General features: G+C 32.3%; 20 protein-coding genes. All 20 read right to left on the reverse strand.

Annotated elements, in window-relative coordinates; genetic code table 11:
- Window positions 1-28: 28 nt before the first annotated feature.
- Window positions 29-424 carry a hypothetical protein gene (locus J2S15_RS11385; protein WP_307408393.1) on the reverse strand — a complete coding sequence of 132 codons (396 nt, stop codon included), beginning with the start codon at window positions 422-424 and terminating at the stop codon, window positions 29-31.
- A 353-nt stretch (window positions 425-777) separates the two neighbouring features.
- Entirely contained in the window at window positions 778-1,551 is a 774-nt protein-coding gene (locus tag J2S15_RS11390; protein ID WP_307408395.1) for a Fic family protein, read from the reverse strand.
- 47 nt (window positions 1,552-1,598) lie between these two features.
- The gene (locus J2S15_RS11395) at window positions 1,599-2,078 is read right to left on the reverse strand and encodes a hypothetical protein (protein WP_307408397.1); all 480 of its coding nucleotides are present in this window, start codon (window positions 2,076-2,078) and stop codon (window positions 1,599-1,601) included.
- A gap of 56 nt (window positions 2,079-2,134) precedes the next feature.
- Window positions 2,135-2,695 carry a helix-turn-helix domain-containing protein gene (locus J2S15_RS11400; RefSeq protein ID WP_307408399.1) on the reverse strand — a complete coding sequence of 187 codons (561 nt, stop codon included), beginning with the start codon at window positions 2,693-2,695 and terminating at the stop codon, window positions 2,135-2,137.
- A 9-nt stretch (window positions 2,696-2,704) separates the two neighbouring features.
- Window positions 2,705-2,932, reverse strand: coding sequence for a hypothetical protein (locus tag J2S15_RS11405; RefSeq protein ID WP_307408401.1), 228 nt, complete (start codon window positions 2,930-2,932; stop codon window positions 2,705-2,707).
- Window positions 2,933-2,945: 13 nt separating this feature from the next.
- Complete coding sequence (locus J2S15_RS11410) at window positions 2,946-3,905, reverse strand: CHAP domain-containing protein (protein WP_307408403.1); 960 nt, start codon at window positions 3,903-3,905, stop codon at window positions 2,946-2,948.
- A 1-nt stretch (window position 3,906) separates the two neighbouring features.
- A complete protein-coding gene (locus tag J2S15_RS11415; protein ID WP_307408405.1) occupies window positions 3,907-6,450 on the reverse strand; it encodes a VirB4 family type IV secretion system protein in 2,544 nt (847 codons plus the stop codon).
- Complete coding sequence (locus J2S15_RS11420; protein ID WP_307408407.1) at window positions 6,380-6,778, reverse strand: hypothetical protein; 399 nt, start codon at window positions 6,776-6,778, stop codon at window positions 6,380-6,382. Before J2S15_RS11420 ends, J2S15_RS11415 begins: the two co-directional genes overlap by 71 nt.
- A 14-nt stretch (window positions 6,779-6,792) precedes the next feature.
- Window positions 6,793-8,592 carry a conjugal transfer protein TrbL family protein gene (locus J2S15_RS11425; RefSeq protein WP_307408409.1) on the reverse strand — a complete coding sequence of 600 codons (1,800 nt, stop codon included), beginning with the start codon at window positions 8,590-8,592 and terminating at the stop codon, window positions 6,793-6,795.
- Between the two features lies 1 nt (window position 8,593).
- Window positions 8,594-9,343 carry a hypothetical protein gene (locus J2S15_RS11430; RefSeq protein ID WP_307408411.1) on the reverse strand — a complete coding sequence of 250 codons (750 nt, stop codon included), beginning with the start codon at window positions 9,341-9,343 and terminating at the stop codon, window positions 8,594-8,596.
- A 47-nt stretch (window positions 9,344-9,390) separates the two neighbouring features.
- Window positions 9,391-9,636: a hypothetical protein gene (locus tag J2S15_RS11435; protein ID WP_307408413.1), complete on the reverse strand. Its 246-nt coding sequence runs from the start codon at window positions 9,634-9,636 to the stop codon at window positions 9,391-9,393.
- A gap of 48 nt (window positions 9,637-9,684) precedes the next feature.
- Window positions 9,685-10,491: a hypothetical protein gene (locus tag J2S15_RS11440; protein ID WP_307408415.1), complete on the reverse strand. Its 807-nt coding sequence runs from the start codon at window positions 10,489-10,491 to the stop codon at window positions 9,685-9,687.
- 33 nt (window positions 10,492-10,524) lie between these two features.
- Window positions 10,525-10,713: a hypothetical protein gene (locus J2S15_RS11445; protein ID WP_307408417.1), complete on the reverse strand. Its 189-nt coding sequence runs from the start codon at window positions 10,711-10,713 to the stop codon at window positions 10,525-10,527.
- A gap of 14 nt (window positions 10,714-10,727) precedes the next feature.
- Entirely contained in the window at window positions 10,728-11,597 is an 870-nt protein-coding gene (locus J2S15_RS11450; RefSeq protein WP_307408418.1) for a hypothetical protein, read from the reverse strand.
- Window positions 11,590-15,759 (reverse strand): SpaA isopeptide-forming pilin-related protein, encoded by a 4,170-nt coding sequence (locus J2S15_RS11455; protein ID WP_307408420.1) that lies wholly within the window; start codon window positions 15,757-15,759, stop codon window positions 11,590-11,592. Before J2S15_RS11455 ends, J2S15_RS11450 begins: the two co-directional genes overlap by 8 nt.
- 226 nt (window positions 15,760-15,985) lie before the next feature.
- A complete protein-coding gene (locus J2S15_RS11460) occupies window positions 15,986-17,062 on the reverse strand; it encodes a hypothetical protein (RefSeq protein WP_307408421.1) in 1,077 nt (358 codons plus the stop codon).
- Window positions 17,043-17,486 carry a hypothetical protein gene (locus J2S15_RS11465; protein WP_307408423.1) on the reverse strand — a complete coding sequence of 148 codons (444 nt, stop codon included), beginning with the start codon at window positions 17,484-17,486 and terminating at the stop codon, window positions 17,043-17,045. Before J2S15_RS11465 ends, J2S15_RS11460 begins: the two co-directional genes overlap by 20 nt.
- Window positions 17,487-17,550: 64 nt before the next feature.
- Window positions 17,551-18,165 (reverse strand): hypothetical protein, encoded by a 615-nt coding sequence (locus J2S15_RS11470; protein ID WP_307408424.1) that lies wholly within the window; start codon window positions 18,163-18,165, stop codon window positions 17,551-17,553.
- Window positions 18,166-18,180: 15 nt separating this feature from the next.
- Window positions 18,181-19,233 carry a DUF3991 and TOPRIM domain-containing protein gene (locus J2S15_RS11475; protein ID WP_307408426.1) on the reverse strand — a complete coding sequence of 351 codons (1,053 nt, stop codon included), beginning with the start codon at window positions 19,231-19,233 and terminating at the stop codon, window positions 18,181-18,183.
- 50 nt (window positions 19,234-19,283) lie between these two features.
- The gene (locus J2S15_RS11480) at window positions 19,284-20,129 is read right to left on the reverse strand and encodes a hypothetical protein (protein ID WP_307408428.1); all 846 of its coding nucleotides are present in this window, start codon (window positions 20,127-20,129) and stop codon (window positions 19,284-19,286) included.
- Window positions 20,130-20,369: the final 240 nt, after the last annotated feature.

Raw genomic sequence — 20,369 nt, forward strand, 5'->3', positions numbered from 1 at the left:
CAACCTCTATTTTATTAAGAGAAGGGGATTACTCCCCAATCTCCTCATTACTAATTTTTCTTGTATACTCATCAAACATTTTTTTCATTTCTGGGTCTAATGAAGCATACTTTTTAAGTTGCTCTATCTTTTTAAGTTCTGCCATTTTGCTATCCATTTTATTGAATAAAATAATATCTTCTTTTTCTTTTGTAACCTTTTCTATGTATTCATCCATATCAACTTTTTGAATAATTTCAATTGGCGTTTCTACACTTGTTAATGCTTTCATACTAGAAATCACTGTCACAACTCTTGCACAAAGTGGCAAATCTTCCTCGTCATAATATGGTGGAATTACCACAACATCATTCTTTTCTACCTCTACTTTTGAAGAGTATAATTTTTGAGTTCCTTCTTCACATACTGCATAAAAATATTTCATATTAATTGTCCTCCTTCATTTGACTATGAAAATTTGCAGTTCAAATAATGAAGAAATTCGTAATGAAATTTTTACCAGATGTGTGGCGGGAATTTTCATTATTATCAACTGCACACGTAAGCAGAACACATAGAACGATGTAAGCAAGGACGACGTAGTTGCCTGATAGTTTTTGGAACAAAAACGTATCCTTGCTGTTACTGAGTCTATGTGTTATGAAAAGTAGCAGTTGATAATTCAATACTTTGTATTTATTAATATAGAAAAGTCCACCTCGATTTATCTCGGTGGACTCTCCTTATTTTATGTAATTCTTTTTGAATTAATACTATAAAAAAAGAAGCCTAGTAGCTTCAGTTTATCTCTTGTTCATCACTTGGTATTTCTAAAAATTCATCTAAATAGTTTCCAACCAATCTCTCATATATATCATTATAGTAATCTTGAAAGTGTCTACATGTTTCCATTAGAAAACCTTTTTCCTTGGAATATTCTTTTAACCCTCGATAATAAAATGCTTTTTGTTCATCCAAAACTATAAATGGTACTATATTATTTTTTAAGCATTCTTTAAATATTATTGCTCTTCCAACTCTGCCATTCCCATCTTGAAATGGATGGATTTTCTCAAACTTCACATGAAAATCCACGATATCTTCAAAGCTTACTTCTTCTAATTTATTATAGTTCTCAAGCAGCTTATTTATTTCAATATCTACTTTATCTGGTGCGGTTGTTTCCATATCTCCCACAACATTAGGAAGTCTTTTCCAGTCCCCTACCATGAACCATTTCTTTTGCGAGTCAGCAGTATTTACTTTTAAAATTCGATGATACTCCTTTATCAAATCTGTAGTTAATGGATCATCTGCATGATCAATTAAGTAATCAAATAAAATAAAATGGTTTCTAGTTTCAATCACATCATCTACATTGATTGATTCATTTTGATTATCTAGCATTACAGTATTTGTTTGAAAAATTAATTCTGTTTGCTCTTCTGATAACTTACTTCCCTCTATGTGATTAGAGTTGTAAGCAAATTTAACTTGACTCACATGATACAAGTTACCTTTCATTTTCATATCTTTTTGCTGTCGCAATACTTCTTTTATTGGATTAATCATATAAACACCTCTTTCCTATAATATCATTTTTATGTGATACTTTCATATTAACTTTTTATCATTTTCTTAATTTGCTTTTTCTTTACTTTTTTCAAAATGTAATTACTTTGGTCTACTTCGTAATCAGATCCTATTATTTCTCCAATTTCATATTCATTAATCGCAATATACCCAAGTTGTTTTGAAACAATTTCATGCATAAATATCTCATTCTTTTCAAGCACAACATCCATACAAACAACAACATTTATATTTGGATTAAATAATTTAATTCTATTTAATATCTTTAAAAGTTGGCTGTTACTGTACCATGATTTTTGTATAATTAGATCTCTTATATTTTTTATTCCATCAATTGGGTTTATTATAAAATTAATATAATCGCGATTTGTTAGATGATAAAAGTTATAATCGTCTTCACTAAAATAACTTCCAAGAACATTTCCATCTTCATCTGTATATTCATAATGTTTATATATTTTTTCATATAGAAGTGTATCGCCACAAAACACAATTTTATTTTGCATAAATGCTCATCCTTTCTAAAAAAATCTGCTCGCGCTCCTGTTCGTTACGCGAGCAGTTAATACTTTTCTGCTCTTTTGGTCTTTATATCTTTTTCAATTAATTTTCTTGAATACTCTTCGATATCTATACCAGTTTCTTCTTGAATCTTTTCCAATAATCCGTTCTTAAACGCGATATCTTTTTTCAAATAAGCGATTGTTCTTCCAAATGTTTTATCCAAGGAATTTTCAAAAAATTCCTCAATTTCATAGCGTACCTTTGTTAAATTCTTATTTTCCATATTCTCTCGAAGACAAAAACTGATTGCATCTGATAAATTCTCAAAATCATTTTCTTGTTGTATCTGTTGTAAGTATAATCTTAGTTCTTTACTAATTCGATATGTAAATGGTTTTGAAGACGATTCAATCCATAAGTTTTCATTTATACCTAATACGATTCCAATTCGATTAAGCACTTCCCTATCAACTCGTTTTGTATGACCTAATTCTATTCTTTTATAACTCTGTACACTAATATCTACTTTCTTAGCGACTTCTGCTTGTGACATCTTAATTTCATTTCTTGCAGCCTTTATTGCAGATATTATTTTGTCTTCTATCTTAATCTTTTCCATACATTACTCCTATCTCACCTGCTCGTTACATATAGTAGCCACCAGAGCCTCATATAAGCCTACATAGTAATAATACATCGTCATATGCATATAGATATTAGTTTCATTCAATTGTGCCTCTATGACCTTTATATCAATTCTCTCACTACTTGTGGCAATCTTATTGATACTTTCAATCATCATTACAACTCGACTTTTCCAATAACCCTCCGATCTATTACCAAGTTCTAAATTCATTCTTTCACCTCTTCTATTTTAAATATATAAATCCAATAAAATTCCCTCCACCTTGTCTTGTCTTTAATTCTTCTAATGTTCCTGACCATACATTTGTAAATGAAATCGAGTCCTCTAACGAACATGCATAGTTTACACATGATTTTGTAGGATTATAATTTCCTTCAGAAATAATTATTGTTGTTCCATCATATGATTCTACATAAGCAACATGTTGCAAATCTCCACCCCATACTGCAATAGAATTTACTGCTGGTGCCTGTCCCCAATCTTGATTCCACTGCCATACCCAATCACGTGCATTACCTGCTGGCATACCAGTATACTTCCCATTAAATACTTCATTCGCTCTTCCCCAACAGTACCAGGTGCATTGTCCTTGATATCCACTAATTGAGGATGGGTTTGTTGGTGATGTATACCATTTACTATTTAGATCTGCACCAACTTCATTTGCACCAATATTTCCAATTGGTGCTTCCGATTCCAAACCATCTTCCTCTTCTAATACCTTGGCGATTTCTTCATCCATTTTTTTAAAGTCTTTAATGAATGCTACAATATCTTGTTTTGAATAACCGAGTAATTTGTCTTTATATTTATCACTTTTCAAAAAACGATCTGCTATCGTTTCAGCAGTCCCTTTGTTATCAGCTATCCATTCAGCTTCTTTTTTAACATCTTCATAAACTGGTGTCTGCTCAGTTAATGCGTAATACCACGCCAATTGATATACACCCACATCGTAGGACTTTTCATCTTTCACTTCTTTTGTTGCTTTTAAGTAAATTTCTTTATACTCTTTTAAGCCCTCACCTTGTGTATAGTAATTTGCAACATTAGCAGGTGCATCAGCACTTCCACTTATACCACCAAAAATCAATAAGATTAAAATAATAAAAAAGCCGAAACCAGCTCCTGCAAAAGACAACATTCTGGTTCCAGCGTTTTTACCTTTTTTCTTCTTGAACATCTTACGATTTCATACTTTCAAACAACTCTAGAGTGTGCTGAGGTGGTGATATCTGCACTCGCATTGCTGTAGCTTTCCCTATCCGCGCATAGCATTGTCCAATCTTGGCTGTTTTAATAAATTCAATTTCACTTTTAGGTAATGCATTTGTTTTCTCTACTCGCTCGATATCATTTGACCCCATTCCAAAATAGAATTCATAACAAGAGTTTTCAATAATTGCTTCTCCATAAGAGCGAATTTCTTTCTTAAGCATATCAGACATTTGTTGCGTTGCTGTAGTAAGTCCTCCATAGTACTTACGAATACGTTTTGCAATATTATGGAAGAATAACATAACATCAACATTTCTTTCATCCATAATAACTGAAAGTTCATCTGCATAGATTTGTTGCCTTATTCTATTTGGGTTCGATATTACACTTGTCCAAATATACGACATAATATTGTAGTATTGTGTTCTAAGTACTTTGTTATCTGTATTATCATTTAATCCAGAAATATTAAAGCAAATCAATTTATTACTTAGATCAATAGTTGTATGACCATTAAAGATATCAGCATCCGCACCTACTGCTAATGGTTTTACGAATGCTATACATTGATTAATAATTTTTATTTCCTCCATGTCAATGTATATTTTTTCTTCAAAGCCACTTTTTTCATACTTATCTACTCGGTCTTTTTTCCAAGAAATTAATTTATTATACAAATCCTTCATTACAGGGTACATATCATTCGTATATTCATCTACTAATGTTTTTGCTGTTGTATCAAATGTGATATCTTTATCTTTATAACATTCAATCAAAGCGTCTTCTATAGTTGAATCATGCAACAATTCAATTTCTTTTGACCCTGCTTTATATGCTTTAAAAAAGTTCCTAGTAAACCGGATGTGTTCACTCAATGGATAAATTTCTTCCAATGGGATTTTTTTATCATCTTCATCCTTATCACTGTTTTCATCATCAGGTATTATAAATCGAACTTGCAAAGGATTGATTCTTCCACGTCTACCATTTGCACCATTGATATTTTCACCTTTCAGATGATAGGTAAGTTTATTAAGTTCCTTCCCTTCAACATCCACAATAAACTGGTGATAACCAAGTGCAAACCGCACGTAAATTAGCCACATCACCATAAATGTTTTTCCAGATCCAGAAACTCCTACAATAAATTCATTATAATTACTTCTATCATCCATTTTGGTGAAATTATCATAGAACATTACACCTCCTGTTTGAACAGTATTACCCAAATAAACAGAAGGCATGCGAATCTTCTTTGTAACATTTGTCTCAGTTGTATATTCTCCAACTTCTACACTGTCATATAGCGATTCAAATACAAATGGATATCCCCAACCTAATGTATCATTTGTAGTTGTTTTCATATATTCTTCAACTGCATTGTGACATATTGGCGAGTTATGTAAAAACATTTCTTTTTGTTGATAGATTCCATCTCTTAAAGTAATGTCTACTTCATTTAATTTCTTGTCAATCTCTTGTGACCACGATTCTACATCTTCTATTGTTTCACCTTTCAGACGAATAGTAACGCTGAAGCGTACTGGGCTATCTGATCCTGATACCATCTTATTAAGAACATCATCCATTTGGACTTCTTGTAGCTGTAGTTCTTTCTCTTCAACACCCGGCTTAGCCTTATCAAGGTTTTTTCTGATATTCTTTAAATCTTTTGTAACTTCTTTCTTAATAGCATCTGCTTCAGCGCGTTCAAAATGTAACGAAAAATCTACATTTGAAAGACTGCTTAGATAAGAAAGAAACGCCATTGCTGGAGCTTTCTTATATAATGAAACATATCTTATTTTCATTACCAATCCATCCATGCGTAAGAATTGTCTTTTGAAACCATGTGATTCCTTTTCAATAACATCGGGATAAAGGAAATCCATTAAGTCATCACATTCACCAGCCATACGTTCTGCAACTTTATTGTTTCTTGGATGATAATAGTTATATAACACATTTATCATTTCCGATGATTCCATCATTACAGTTTTCTGGTATGGATTTAGATTATTAATTACTTCATTACATCTCTGCTCTAAGCGATGCAAATCATCATCCTTCAAAATAAAAAGAAATGTTCGATCGACCATTTCTCGTGTGATTGCTGTATATTTTAATCTTTCCTGATTATCTAATAAAATTTTATACCTAATTCTATCTTGCTCATCATGAATTACGTTTAGTGTGCTTTTTTGATGCTCCATGTCTTCAATGTATCCATCAACATCAGCAGCTACTTCATAGGAAAAGATTTGTCCTTTTCCTACTGAGTTTGAAAAAATATATTGAAATGCACTCATATATGCATCTTGATCAATTTCTTTGAAACCAAAAAGATTAGTACCAAAGGTTTGAATCATTTTAATATATTTTCCGTCATTATCACAGAACAGTTGTTTATCTTCGTCCCATGTAAACGGCAACATTTCGCTAATGTGATGTGGCTGGCGTGAACCCTTTGATGCCTTGTTCTTCTTTTTCTTTTCGTTTCTTCTTGCCATTTTTATCCTCCTTTGCTACTTTTTGAGTAATTTTATTTATGTAATAGTAGTAAGCTTTTGGTTCCTTAAAGAAATAGTTAACTACTAATTTTATATGTTCCCAAATTGATAGATGGTTCGGCATTTCAATAAACATAAATCCAATTATAAACGCAATTCCTATTGCTATTACAAAGGGCATAATAGGACTTAATATAAATTCACTTAATAAATAATATGATGCTATGAAAACAGCCAAAACAATAGCTGCTTCTGGTAAATCAAATACTATAAATATTTTTTGTTTCGATTTTCCACTATCAATTATAATTTTATAATTATTAAACATTCTGTAACACCTCCTTATCTTTCAAATGGGTTACTTCTTTGACTCTGATTTTCATCTCTTCTATTAGAAATCGTTGGTCCAGATACAGAGCTACTACTTGCTCCTGAACTTGGTCCCGTTCTTCTTGTAGAAGCACTTTTAAATGATCGAGCGACTCGATTACCAGTACTTGTTTTATTTGTAACACTTCCTGATGCATTTCTAGACATTGTTGTTGTTCCTTTAAATGCAGCACGAAGTCCTCCAGAATATCTTTCAGTTGTGCCTCCAGAAGCTCCTTCTGATGCTCCACTTGCCCCTGCATGACTAGCCATTGTATTTACTCCACCTTTAAAGCTTCTTGAATCGTCTGCTTCTTGCGAGCTGAACCCTGAGCCTGTTTGTCCTTGTTGACCTGTACTTGGTGTTGTAGTTTTTTCTCCTCTTAGAACGCCTGTAATGCCTCCACGTTGTCTAGTTCCACCATCTCTTGTCGCACTCTTATCTCCAAAGATTGCTCCACGAACTCCACCTTGACGGAAACCATCATTATTTTTCTGTCCGACTGTATTTCCTACAATTCCTCCAGACCGAGTTCCATCTTGACGTTTATTACCGGCAACTGCACCGCGAATTCCACCTTCACGATGTCCGGTATATGAATTTCTTCGTCCTACTGTTTTGGCAACTCCAGCTGTAACTACTCCAGCAGTCATTGCTTTCCCCATAGATAAACCTCCACGGATCTGATTCATTGTATCCATAACACCTGCTCCATAGCCACCAATCATCGATTGAACAAAATTAGGCATTGTCAGTATTACAGAGAACCCTGCAAAATATAAACATAACTGTGCTATTACAGCCGTACCCCCGACTACTCCTGTAGTTTCGGAAATATTCGCTATATCTCCAACTATATTGCTAAAGAACCCTAATAAAAATATCTGGGTTATATTTAACAGGAATTGACCAATAAGACTATTTTTCCAAACTGTGAATGCTTGTGGATTTTGATAATTAGTTAATGATAAACAGCACAATGGTCCAATTACATAATAGAACCCAATTGCCATAATTCTTGTCGCAACTTGAATACAAATCATGAATAAAAGAATGACATAAATTATCATCCCTACCAAAACCATCAATTCACTGAAATCCCATATATAATCGCCATCATCTCTTTCGTATATATCAAAAGATGATTCTTGATATGTTTCAATTAACTTATCCGATCCGTGGTCACCAGATTTTTGCATTCCACCGAATCCAACGAATACTGATGAAAGTAACTCATCTCCAAGCATTCCGTTGGTTCGTGCATCAAATTCTCGTTGATAACACTTTGCTTCATAATCTTCCTTATTGAAAAATATATACTTACTCTGGCTACTACAGTAATCTCTTATTTCCTCCTGTGTGGTGGAAGAAATCGCTGCACCCGATGTTAATGTAGTATTAATATTTACAGATAGTGTATTTACCATCGTAATCAGTACTGTAAGTGAACTTGCAATTATTACTCCAAAGATTGCTCCACCAATTTTCTTTCTATAATCCAATCCTGCTTCATCATCTTTTATAAAACTACTTACTATCTCATAAATAATCTTTGGTGCTAAGATAAGAAACATGATTGCTAAAGATGCATTAAATGCTTCCTTAATATATGTATTACTTAAAATCGGAAACCCCATGATTCCTTTAGTTAATGCTTCAAGAATCCCAGTTATGAAACTCATTAATACTCTGATTGCTCCCCAGAATATTCCTCTAAAGAAATTTTCAACTGTCTTCCCAATCCCGAAGAAATCTAAGAACAATAAATCCATCTTAGTTCCCTCCCTTAACTAGGAGTAAAACTATTACAAGACACAGAAAGCACATTACAACCATTACTACAGAAGTTAAATTGAATGACTTATTGAGTTTTAATATAGATTTAATTTTCTTTTCCTTAGTTTCACCCTTAAGTTTCTTTCCATTTGATACTATTTGAATAACTTTTTCTACTTGATCATATTCAGCTGGTCGGCTATTGTCCGATTTTTGAGTGCTTAGACTATGTATTAGTTGATATGTGTCTTCAGCATATTTTTCAGATTTAATAGCTTCCTTGTGAAAATCACTGAATTCACTCTTGAAATCGCTAACAGAGAAAAAGAGATCATTTACATTATTCCCCATTGTTTCCTGTTCAGCTTGTATTCCAAAGAGTTTATCAATTATTTCAGAAAAAGATGCATCATCGATTTCCGGGTTATCGTTATCTATATCTTCTGGAGGAGTTAAAAACTCTAAATTCTTTTCTTTACGTTTATTAGTTTCAAATTCAGAGATTACACTTTGTACATAACTAATAGATACACTTTTATCACTTTCATCTTCTGGTAATTCATGAAGATAAACAAAGAACTCTTTTAAGTCATTTACACTTTTTATTCTTTGTAAAATTTGCGTGATATATGTGTATATCCATGAATCATTATCAAAGAATTCTTCAAGCATCTCTTCAATCTCTGATGAAGCGTCATCTTCAAAAAATTCAGAAATTTCTTTAAAAGCTTTCCTTTTTTTGCTCATTAATATACCTCCTTTTCAAAATAAAAAAAGGTAGTATACACTACCTTTTATAAGAAATACGTTTGAAGAATTTTTGCTCCTGTAGGAATAATGAATACAACAGCCAATCCTATTAATACTTTATTTGTTTTTTGCGAATACATTTGGTCTTCTTGCGGATTACCACCCATTTCTCTAATTTTGTAATAAATCGCCACAGCTGTAGCAATAAAAATCGCAATAGATTGAAGAAATGTTTGTGCGTCTCCGAAAAACGGTTTAATCAAATCATACAAAGGTTGAAAACCACCCATTAAGCACACCCCCTTTCAAATAAAAAGAAACCAACAATTTGTTGATTTCTATAGTTCTGGTCCATCATTTGCGCTTTCTGCTTCATCCTTTTCCTCATGGTCTTTACTTTGCTCGTCACGCGTCAAGAATTTCTCTTCAGGTTTTTTGTAATACTCTGCAAGATCTTTAGCAGTTACCTTTTCTGCCATAACGATACTAGAATATTCTTTTTTTCCTGTGTCTGGGTTGATACCAACCTCTTCTGACTTCATGATAGTAAATACTGCATCTCTGTGAATAGCAACTTGTAATAAATCATCACGGTCCTTCACAGGTGTAATATTCTTAGGTGAAACAGTAAATCTACCTCCTGATAGTTCACCACGACCTGCCGGAATAACTACAGTAGTTCTTTCATCACCTTCTTGAGTAATGTAATCTGTTCCTCTCATTTTTGGTGTGATGGTAAATGTATGCCATTGATTCTTTGCAAAAGAATCTTCTACTACACCAATTGGAACATTTTCAAGTTTTGAAAAATTGTGTTCATTCTTTCCGTCTTCTAATTTTCTTCCAGTCAATCCAAGATCGATATTAACAGATTTGAAAACATAATCACCTTTCAAGTTGATATATGCTTTATCCTCATTATATTTGTCTTGCATGATTGAACCTTTAGGAACAATAACAGAAGCACCCGATACTCCAAAAATTTCATTTCCTTGATTGTCTTTAAATCCTCCAAAATTTACATTTGAAGGTAAGTTAACCTTTACAAATTCATATGTTTTTCCGTTACTCCCTTTGATTGGGAATGCATTTAGTTCACCATTTTCTTTACGATCTAATAATTTAATATTAATATTAAAACCCATAATTTTTCTCCTTTTCTAGTTTTAATTTAAAACTTACATTGTAATCAATAAATACACACCAATAGCTGCGATTATTGAAATGATACCCGTTTGTATAAGTATCTGTTTTTGAGTTTTTCTTGCTTTTCCATTCTTCATTCCACTTTCTTTAACTTTTGGATAGAAATATATCCAAACGAAAACAATTGCACAAAGTGCAGTTACAATTCCTACTATGCTCATAGTTCTCCTCCTTTCTAATATACTGTCAATCTTTGTCCTATTGGATCACCTGAAGCGTCCAATATGTCGTTACATGTAGCACTAGAACCTTTGCTAAACGCCTCTAGCATTTCTTTCTGACAAGACTGAGGTGCTGTGATTCTGTTATATCCATCTACAAATAAAAAGTCTTTTATATATGGCGATGGTTTTTGTTGTGTTTGATTGCTGTTTTGTTGTGTTGAATTCTGATTTGATGAGTTTTGTCCATCGTTACTTGAATTAGAATTATTTTGCTCTTCTGGTTTTTGTTCTTCTGGCTTCTTCTTCACAACCACCTTTACAGATGTTGTTGTTGAGTTACCAGATGTATCTATAGCTTTAATTTCTATTTCTTGATTTCCAATTTTATTGACATCAAATTTACCAATCTCAACTTTTACTTCATCTGCTTTATCCACGTTATCTTTAACCGAAATGTGTTCTTTAATAGATAAAGTTTCTCCTTCAGTAATTTCAAATGTTTCTTTTGACAACTCAATTACAGGACTTTCTAAATCTTTGATTTCCACAGTAAGAGTAAATATATCTTCTTCTACTTTATAGTCTATTGTTACTTCACCCATTTTTTGAGTACTAATAGATCCACAAGAGACTTCATAGTTCGATATATAAATTTTCCTCTTGTCTGAATCGATTGCGGATTTCTTTATGTTATGTCCATCTACATTCAATACAAAACTGCAAGTATCAACATTTTTTTCCTTATAGTTAATTTCAACTTTTTCTTGAAATGTTATTTCATGAGCAGTTGATACATCTGCCTCAAACAAATCACAACCACCTAAGACAAATACAGTAAAGAAAAAAAAGGCATAAAGCCTTAATTTTCTTTTTTTATTCATTAACTCTTCCTTTTCTCTTTTTAGATGCAATAACTACAACTAACCCTAAACTAATTAAGGACATCAATACTAACATATTAGTGTTTGTAACGTCTCCTGCTACAACGGCAGCTGCTGGCATCATTGTATTCACATACTTAAAGGAATATGTATTTTCATCATTAAAGTCATCCATTGTAACTTTAACAACTTCATCTGAAAGAGCATATCCTAATGGAGCATCAGATTCTCTAAACTCAATATGACCATAAGTTCCTGCACCTGTGAATGTGAAAGTGGCGATTCCTGTCTCGGCGTCCCCCTTAACAACGATAGATTCTAGTAACTTACCATCTTGGTCGAATACATCAGCTGTGAATTCAAAATCCTTTTTAATATTTTCAAGAGATATTGAATCTACTTTATTGATATAAACTTTAAATTCAGTTTCTTCCATGCGGACCGCCTGTCCCTCATCTTTTGGATCATTATGCTCTACAAAGATTTCTTCTTTCTCATTACCTTCTTCATCCACTGTCTTTACAACAAGTTTTTCTACAAAGTAATAAGACTTCCCATTTTCTAGTGTATAAGCAGGAACGTTTACTGTAACAGTATATTTGCCTTCTGGTGTATCAAATCTTGTATCCTTTTCTACATCACTCAATACTAATTCCTGAGTTTCACTATCTCTAATTTCCCATACACGATCATAAACAAAGTTTGGATCAATACCTGTATAAGAAGCTACATCAATCATGATGTTGTCGATAGTTGGATCAAACACCTTTTCGTTATTTAACCCTGTTGCCAATGTACCTAGTGTCGGTTCTTCAGTGCGGACAGTTTGACCTTCATCTTCTGGATCATTATGTTCTACATATGGAATGTCTTCTCCATGAACCTTGATATATTCAGCAAAATAGTAATCTTCTCCAGCTTCCAGCGTTCCTGCTGGTACAAATACATTAATTCTATATGTACCATCGTAAGTTGGGAATGTTACTTCTGATTCCGTTTCAGTTAAAATGATTTCTCCTGTAGATGATTTACGAAGTTCCCAAATCTTGTCATAAACTAATGAGGTATCAACTCCAGTGTAATCACAATCATCAATTAAGATATTATCAATATCTGGATTAATTACTTTACTTCCATTTATATGAGTAGCTTTAGTTCCTAAAGTTGGTTCTGGTTTGTTATAGTATTCAATTGAATATGTATTTCCCAAACCTTCTGTTTCGCCATTAATAATTACATTTACGACTTCGTCAGATAAAATCCAACCTTCAGGAACCGCAGTCTCTACCAAGTAACCATTAAAACTATATGGAAGATTCTTAAATACTGCTGATCCTGTTGTTGGATCTACACTAACTGTTTCAATCTCTTGAGTTAACTCTTCATCAGCATATAAAGTAAATTCAAATCCTTCTATGTCTTTAACAATTTCTTCAGAATATTTATTCTTTTTTACTACTTCTAGATCAGTACGGATTACTTTGTTTTCGATTTCACGATCTATTTCGATGATTTTTGTTTGATTATCATCTTTATCTTTCTTGAAGTTTACTGTGAAATCATCTGCTTTTACATAACCTTCAGGAACAACAACTTCCTCAAATTTAAGAGTTGTACCTTCCCCTGAACCAATGTAAATGTCTAACATTTCTAATACTTCATCTTCTGTAGCATAGAATAGACCATCTGCTGACTGAGCATTTACAAGTTGTTCACCTTCATAGTGAACTACAGTCTCATTGTCATAATTAGCTAGTACATCATGGTCAACATATGTTACCTTCCAACCACTAACTAATGTTTCATCATCGTGTAGTCCTTCTACTCTTTCAAATAGTTTATTTAAAACCAATTTTCCCTTTGGTGCTTGGTTTGACACTCTTATTACAAGAATAGGTTTTCCATCAATGTTTACTTCATGAACATTTGATGCTTTAATTTCAAATGGAACTCTTTCTTCAGGGTCTAAGTAATTACTTGGTGTTCCTGTTTCAACTAGTTCATATTTACCAGCAGGAAGAACTTTGTTAGTAATTAACATTCCATTTTCGTCAGTAGCCCACTCACTAATTTGTTTATTTCCAACTACTTCAGAATACCATTCATTATTGTCAACATCCCATATTTTGAAAGTTGCAGGGAAGATAATATTTTCTCCTAGGTCCTCATCATACTTATATACTTGTAAATATGAAGTATGTAATTCATTACCTACAATATAATATAAAGTTTCTCCATGATTAACGATTTTACTATTCCATGCTGGAGCCAAACCTAAATTTTCATTAGCTGCTTTCGTTTGAGTTACTCTATAACCTGACTTTCCAGCCCAAGGAAGATTGTTTGCCTCTCCCATCCCCTGAATATCAGTAGTAATAGTTGCATAAACAGGTGCGTTTGCTTCTCCTAGTAATTGAACTTCGTCTTCAATTTGAACTTTAAATACTGCACCAAATTCTGGAAGTTTAATTCCACTTCCTTCAGTATTGATAAATTTTTGTACTTTAATATTTCCGCGCTTTACTTCTTGCTTAGAAGTAGCTTGTTTTGTGACTACCGCAGTAGCACTATTAACATAACGAAGATCTAAAGTATATTTGTTTGGATCAATATTATATCCATTAGAAGCACTTATTTCTTTAAAGTAATAGATACCAGGTTCTAATCCAGAAATAACAATTTCTAAATCTGACCCAATTACTTCACTTTTAACTAATTGATCAGTTGAATACTTAGGTGCGCCTGTTACGCCATCCTTAATATTTTCTCCTGCGTACAATCCATAAACTGCATCATCTAAATCCGCTTCACCCAATGGAATTTTTAATCCTGTATCTTTATCTACTTTATAAAGTTTAGCAGTACCTGTAACTCTCTGGTTGGTTTTCGTATAAGTTACTGTTTCATTTGGGATAATTGTTGCATATGCAGGTGTTGATTCTAATACTAATGGTGATGGAACATACGTTTCCACAATCTTAACTTCTTCTGGCAATATATCATCAATCTTGACTTTACCATCTGCTCCAGTTGTATAAGAACCTATTTTTGTTCCTGCATCATCTCCTGAATTGTAGAACACATCAAATTTAGCTCCAGAGATATAGTTTCCTAAGTTATCTTTTTTAGCAATCTCTAATGATCCAAATTTTTCCACTTCAATATTTAATGTAGAAAATACTGGGTCCTGAGAACCACCAGAATAAACATCTTGTTCCGTTGGATTTGTCCACAGAATAGAATTATCCGGCATACCTGTATTCATATAGCGAGCAAATCTAACCGTTCCATCTACATCATCTGCTGTAGCTGTTAATGTAAGTGTATTCCCACTTTTCACTATATTTACACCAGTATTATTAACTGTAATTGAATAACTATTTAGAACTCCATTTGTATCTGTAATAGTAACTGGTGTACCAACTCTAACTTTGATAGTTTGCCCCGTAAAAGAAAGTTTCGTATTATTTTGAGCAATTGATGCTAGTATAGATGCCTTTTCTGTTTGATAGTTTGGAACAGTATGACTTGAAGGCACATATCCATATCCAAGTTCCCAAATCATTAATTGCACAACAGCATAATTATAAGTAGATTTACCTCTTAAATAATAGCCATGTAATATATAACTATCAATAGCATCCATCTTTGATGCATTTGGTGTATATCCTGATGTACCAGCAGGATTACTCACTACTTCCCAAGGTTCAACACACCAACCTAGTGTACCATCACCAGTTAGCATTAAAATTTCTTGATCAGTGAACCAAGCAGTATGACCATTTCCTGAAGCTGTTCCAGAATGAGAATAACCTGTTGATCCTCTTGAGGCTACTACTGTTCCTGCTCTGGTTGTTGGTCCTGCCCTTGTTTCTCTAGCAGAATCTTCCGATTCATTAACTTCTTCTGAATCATTGCTACTTAAATCCACTGAATCATCTTCAACTGTTATAATTCCATCCTCTACAGTTGTAGTAATTTCTGCTTCATTCGTTTCTACTACTTCTTTTTCATCCTTTTCAACAATATCTGATTCGGTAATTGTTTCATTATCACTCAATTCATTAGCCAAAATTGCTGAATCATTACCAAAGTTGAATAATGCCGTAAAAGCGATTAAAGCAACTAATAATAATTTCATTATTTTTTTTACTTTATGCATTTTATACCTCCTGTTTCTAAAATTTGCACAAAAAAAGCAACTCCATTTTTTTAGAATTGCTTAAATTTCTTCTTTCTATTCTATTGTAAATACTGAATCACCGCTACCACCTCCACCAGAGCCGTTCGCTTTATATCCGCTCTTCATTTAGAGTACCTCCTTCCTTTCAAATACAAAAAAACTGATGATATTTATCATCAGTGATTAACACAATAATACTTTTAATCTAGTAATATACTCTAAAAGTATATTTCTTTACTCCGTTATTATACATAACCTGAGCACCTTTTATTTGCATATATGGACTTAAATCTTCACCAGTTATTGCTTCTATTTTATCAAATTCACCATATGCCATTAAATTCATAATATTTTCAACTTCTGCTGATGTATCAAACATCATGTGGCTTTGCCCTTCTCGTGTATCAGTTATAATAGCATCACACGGAAGAGATGGATCATATCCACCAGGACACACATCAGCTGTTGGTGTAGGTGTTGTTCCACCTGAGTTACCAGCAGAAGAACTTCCTCCAGTGTTTGTTGACCCTCCTGTACTTCCACCTGTAGAATCAGATCCTCCTGATGTATTTCCATTCGTTTGAGAATCTTGATCTGTATTCTGATCGTCATTCTCATCTTCAGTTGTTTTTTCTTTTACAACAATAGTAACTTCTTTTTCGGTTTTATTCTTATACCAATCTTCTGCAATTACTTTTGTCTTATATTCACCAACTTTACTTATATCAACGCCTTCCATATTAACAGTAATTTTTACTGCGCTTAAATCCTTGGCTGTAAATTTAGTAGTTAGATCTTCAGTTGAATCTTGATCAACTTCAATTTTATCCTTGAAGTCAACAAATTCAGGTGATTTAGTGTCCTTTATTTCAACATCTACTGTCTGCTCATGATCCTTACCATCATTATAGATTATCGAAACGCTATATACACCAACCCCAGTAAATTCTTTTAAAACTTCATTTTCGCATTTCTCACTACTACACATGTACTCTGCTGGAGTAATATTAACTTTCGATTTTTCTAGAATATCTTTATCGGTTGTTTTTAGATAAGTACTAGGATTACTTGAAACCCCAGCTTCTCCATACTCTAAAACAAACTTATCTTTTTTCAATGTCAAATCTACTTCTTTTGAATCGTTTTGCATAAAGATAGCTACCACCACAATTACTCCAACTGCGATTATAGCTGCTCCTATTGCAAATACCTTCTTTTTTCCTAACTTATCAATAAATCCCTTTTTTTCTGTTTGATAGTTGTTACTTTTTTTGCTTTCCATGTTTTCCCTCCATTTTGTATTTTTCTTTTGTTTTTTCCACTTCATTCATAATAAACTTGGATTCAGCTTGATTTAGTAGATCACTATGCTGATTCAATAAATATTCTAACTTATATACAGCAGTTTTAATAGTGCTAATTTCTATATCTTCAGATGAGCTAAACAATAAATGTAGATCGAAATAGCTCTTATAAATTAATCCTAGCTTTATATTTTCTTTCAGTTTAATCTCATCATTCATCATATTCACAAATCTTTTCAAAGCATTAACACTGATCCGTCTGGTGTCACTGTTTATCCCAGCAATAAATTGTTTATAATCTATATTTACATTTTCGCAAATATGTCGAATGTTTATCTTAGAACGATTGTTATTTATGTATTCAATAAGTTCAATCTTCTGCTCTTTCTTTTCCTGTTTCAATTGTCTACCTCCAAGCACATTATATATTATGATTTTTAATATTACAACCTTTTTGAATGTAATTTTAAATTTCTTGCATTTCAGTTTCTGACATTTCCGCTACTTTAATCTTCTCCTGAACCACATCATCGAAATCAAAATTGTTATACATTATGTCTTCAATGCCTTTAATTTGAGAAAGCGCCATTTGAGTATAATCACTACCTAGAAAATTTTCAAGTTCTTCTTGAAGTCCTAATACATCATAATCATTCTCAGAATAAACAGAAATAATATGCTTTGATTTATCGTATCCGAATGTTTTCAATATATCTATTTCAAGTGAGTTCACAATTGCCTCAAACAACCCTAGTTCTTTCTCATGTTCAATTTCAATTAACTCATCTAAAACATCAAGTTGCTTTTGGTTTAAATACAATCTAGTAATAGCTCCATCCTCCACATTTACACAGAAACCACGATTCATTTCTTGATTTGAAATTACCATTATATTATTAGTATCTTTTACAAACCATTCATCATTCATTTTCATTGTAAATATATGTTCAAAATTCGGAGCTACAGTATGTACCAAATTTGAATATTCGACATCAATGCTATGAATATCATTACACTTGAAATCAAATAAATATGTAAAAAGATTATTTGAATTTTTTAAATTGGTATAAAAAAGTTTCATTAATTTCAGTCCTTTCTACGATAATTCATTCTCGTTAATTTCCTCTTCCTTGCTGATGATCTCATTCATCATCTCAAATTCTTGATGTTTAATTTCGTACAGTCTTTCATTATTGATGTCACGCTTTTCTCCTTCAGGTACGTATTTGAATTCGAATTGTACACGATTAACATTTGGTTTGTTTTTATTCATCCAGTCTTCAATACGTTTTTGCTCATTTCTTCCTGCTGGATCATCATCTAAGCAAAATATAATTTCTTCAACGTTAACATTTTCACGCATTGTCAAATGATAGCAAAGAGTCTCTAACATCGACCCAGCTCCACTTGCGCATAATATGTTGGCATCTAAGGTCCTATGTAATGAAGCATATGATAGACCATCTATTACCGCTTCGCAAAGAGCAAGTTTTTTGAAATTCTTTCCTGATTCATAGTAGAATCCAACATTTTTCTTAGATCCTAGACAATCCATTTGAAACTTAACACTTCTAGTGCCTCTTAAACATCCAAATGTAGGTTTGTCCCATGCATCATAGCCAATAAAAACACAATTTCCATTTTTGTCTTGATAAAGCATTTTATCATCAATTAATCTATCTACTACAAACTTCTTAATCCCGCGTACTTCTGTAAGATAAGAAATTACTTTATCATTATTTTTATCTTCATCTGGATATACAATACTTTTTATTTGTTGAACAGTATCTGTTTGGCGTTCATATCTAAAAATCTCTATCTGTTTGCTATCTCTTTCTCGGTAATATTGAGTTATTTTACCTACAGCAGCTGCACCAGATATTTTCTCATATTCCATCATGAAATCAATTGGATTTAACGCACGGTTTCCAGAATGACCATTCCAATAGGCAACATTTGATTGTAAATCAAACACTAGTGATCTATGTTCCATCGTTTTTAAGTATCTACTTCCTTTTTTTGATTTTAGCACTTTAAGTCCATATAAATTTGTTGCAAGTTCTACAACACTTACTTCTCTTTTGATTTGTTTCAACAACTCTGAACGTGCTTCAATTTCATCTCTTGTAAAAAATTTTAATTCTGCCATATTTTAACCTTTACCTCCTGAATATAAAAAAACGGCAATTTGCCGTATTTCTAGTTTTCATGTATTTCTATGTTATCATCCAAATAATTATCAAATACATCTGACTTTAATTCTATAATTGTTTGCGCAAGCTCAATGCTTTCTCTTGTTTGTTCTTCAAATAATCTCTTCACAATATCAACATTACTTACTTCGCCTTCTTTTAAATAATCAGCTCTTTCATGCCAATTAAATATTTTATCTAATTTTTCTATTTCACCATTCTCATGAATCTTAACTCTATACACGTTTTGACTATTCATTGATGCAATCTTTATCGCATCTGATGGTGTATCAAAATCAAATACTCTACCTGTCAGACTTGACTTATATATATAGTCACAATGAAATAAATAATGAAACTTATTTTCTTCGTGTATTTTATCAAAATCAACTGTTACTCCATTTATTAACTTCGTCATCATTTTTCCACGATCTTCTAAATCTGTTGTTTTATAGATTTCTTTGTATTTTTCAATTGACTCATCAATTGTATTACCTTTCTTTTGATAAAAATCTACTGTTGCTGCTATGATATATAAATCAGTAAATATTTTGTTATATAGATATCCTTCATTACCTTCTTTACAAAATATTGTTGTTCCCGTCGCATCTGGTAATCCCTCAACAAGTTTTTCCAGTTTATCAATTTCCATTCCTGTCTGTATAATCATCGCAACCGGGAAAATATTCTGTGCAATATAAAACGATTCTTTTTTATAGAGATTGTCATGAAGATATTTAATTTGAGGAAAATTAATTCTCCCTTTATCAAAAAGCTCAGTCATATAGTTTTTTACTTCTGGGAATCCATTCATTTTAGCTAAATATACTTTTGTTGGTAATTTTTGTTTCATATATTCTCCTGTCCTATGATTGTATTATTTTAATAATATTTATTCTCTTATTATGCATATATAAATTAAAAAGGCAATTTTAAATTGCCTTAATGAAGGGCGAAAATGCATAACATTTTCATCTAATTAATATGAAAATAAATAAAAACAGTTGATGTCAATTGACTATCTTCATTACTTCCACAATACCATATTAGCACAGTTCCAGTTCCAAAAATACAGACATTTTTTCCACACTTT

The sequence above is a fragment of the Breznakia pachnodae genome (genome assembly GCF_030814225.1).
In the GTDB taxonomy this organism is placed as follows: Bacteria; Bacillota_I; Bacilli_A; order Erysipelotrichales; family Erysipelotrichaceae; genus Breznakia; species Breznakia pachnodae.

What these genes read in the sequence shown, in the direction of transcription:
- J2S15_RS11385 (WP_307408393.1), bottom strand. Translation starts at nt 424, where the DNA reads ATGAAATATTTTTATGCAGTATGTGAAGAAGGAACTCAAAAATTATAC.
- J2S15_RS11390 (WP_307408395.1), bottom strand. Translation starts at nt 1,551, where the DNA reads ATGATTAATCCAATAAAAGAAGTATTGCGACAGCAAAAAGATATGAAA.
- J2S15_RS11395 (WP_307408397.1), bottom strand. Translation starts at nt 2,078, where the DNA reads ATGCAAAATAAAATTGTGTTTTGTGGCGATACACTTCTATATGAAAAA.
- J2S15_RS11400 (WP_307408399.1), bottom strand. Translation starts at nt 2,695, where the DNA reads ATGGAAAAGATTAAGATAGAAGACAAAATAATATCTGCAATAAAGGCT.
- J2S15_RS11405 (WP_307408401.1), bottom strand. Translation starts at nt 2,932, where the DNA reads ATGAATTTAGAACTTGGTAATAGATCGGAGGGTTATTGGAAAAGTCGA.
- J2S15_RS11410 (WP_307408403.1), bottom strand. Translation starts at nt 3,905, where the DNA reads ATGTTCAAGAAGAAAAAAGGTAAAAACGCTGGAACCAGAATGTTGTCT.
- J2S15_RS11415 (WP_307408405.1), bottom strand. Translation starts at nt 6,450, where the DNA reads ATGGCAAGAAGAAACGAAAAGAAAAAGAAGAACAAGGCATCAAAGGGT.
- J2S15_RS11420 (WP_307408407.1), bottom strand. Translation starts at nt 6,778, where the DNA reads ATGTTTAATAATTATAAAATTATAATTGATAGTGGAAAATCGAAACAA.
- J2S15_RS11425 (WP_307408409.1), bottom strand. Translation starts at nt 8,592, where the DNA reads ATGGATTTATTGTTCTTAGATTTCTTCGGGATTGGGAAGACAGTTGAA.
- J2S15_RS11430 (WP_307408411.1), bottom strand. Translation starts at nt 9,343, where the DNA reads ATGAGCAAAAAAAGGAAAGCTTTTAAAGAAATTTCTGAATTTTTTGAA.
- J2S15_RS11435 (WP_307408413.1), bottom strand. Translation starts at nt 9,636, where the DNA reads ATGGGTGGTTTTCAACCTTTGTATGATTTGATTAAACCGTTTTTCGGA.
- J2S15_RS11440 (WP_307408415.1), bottom strand. Translation starts at nt 10,491, where the DNA reads ATGGGTTTTAATATTAATATTAAATTATTAGATCGTAAAGAAAATGGT.
- J2S15_RS11445 (WP_307408417.1), bottom strand. Translation starts at nt 10,713, where the DNA reads ATGAGCATAGTAGGAATTGTAACTGCACTTTGTGCAATTGTTTTCGTT.
- J2S15_RS11450 (WP_307408418.1), bottom strand. Translation starts at nt 11,597, where the DNA reads ATGAATAAAAAAAGAAAATTAAGGCTTTATGCCTTTTTTTTCTTTACT.
- J2S15_RS11455 (WP_307408420.1), bottom strand. Translation starts at nt 15,759, where the DNA reads ATGCATAAAGTAAAAAAAATAATGAAATTATTATTAGTTGCTTTAATC.
- J2S15_RS11460 (WP_307408421.1), bottom strand. Translation starts at nt 17,062, where the DNA reads ATGGAAAGCAAAAAAAGTAACAACTATCAAACAGAAAAAAAGGGATTT.
- J2S15_RS11470 (WP_307408424.1), bottom strand. Translation starts at nt 18,165, where the DNA reads ATGAAACTTTTTTATACCAATTTAAAAAATTCAAATAATCTTTTTACA.
- J2S15_RS11475 (WP_307408426.1), bottom strand. Translation starts at nt 19,233, where the DNA reads ATGGCAGAATTAAAATTTTTTACAAGAGATGAAATTGAAGCACGTTCA.
- J2S15_RS11480 (WP_307408428.1), bottom strand. Translation starts at nt 20,129, where the DNA reads ATGAAACAAAAATTACCAACAAAAGTATATTTAGCTAAAATGAATGGA.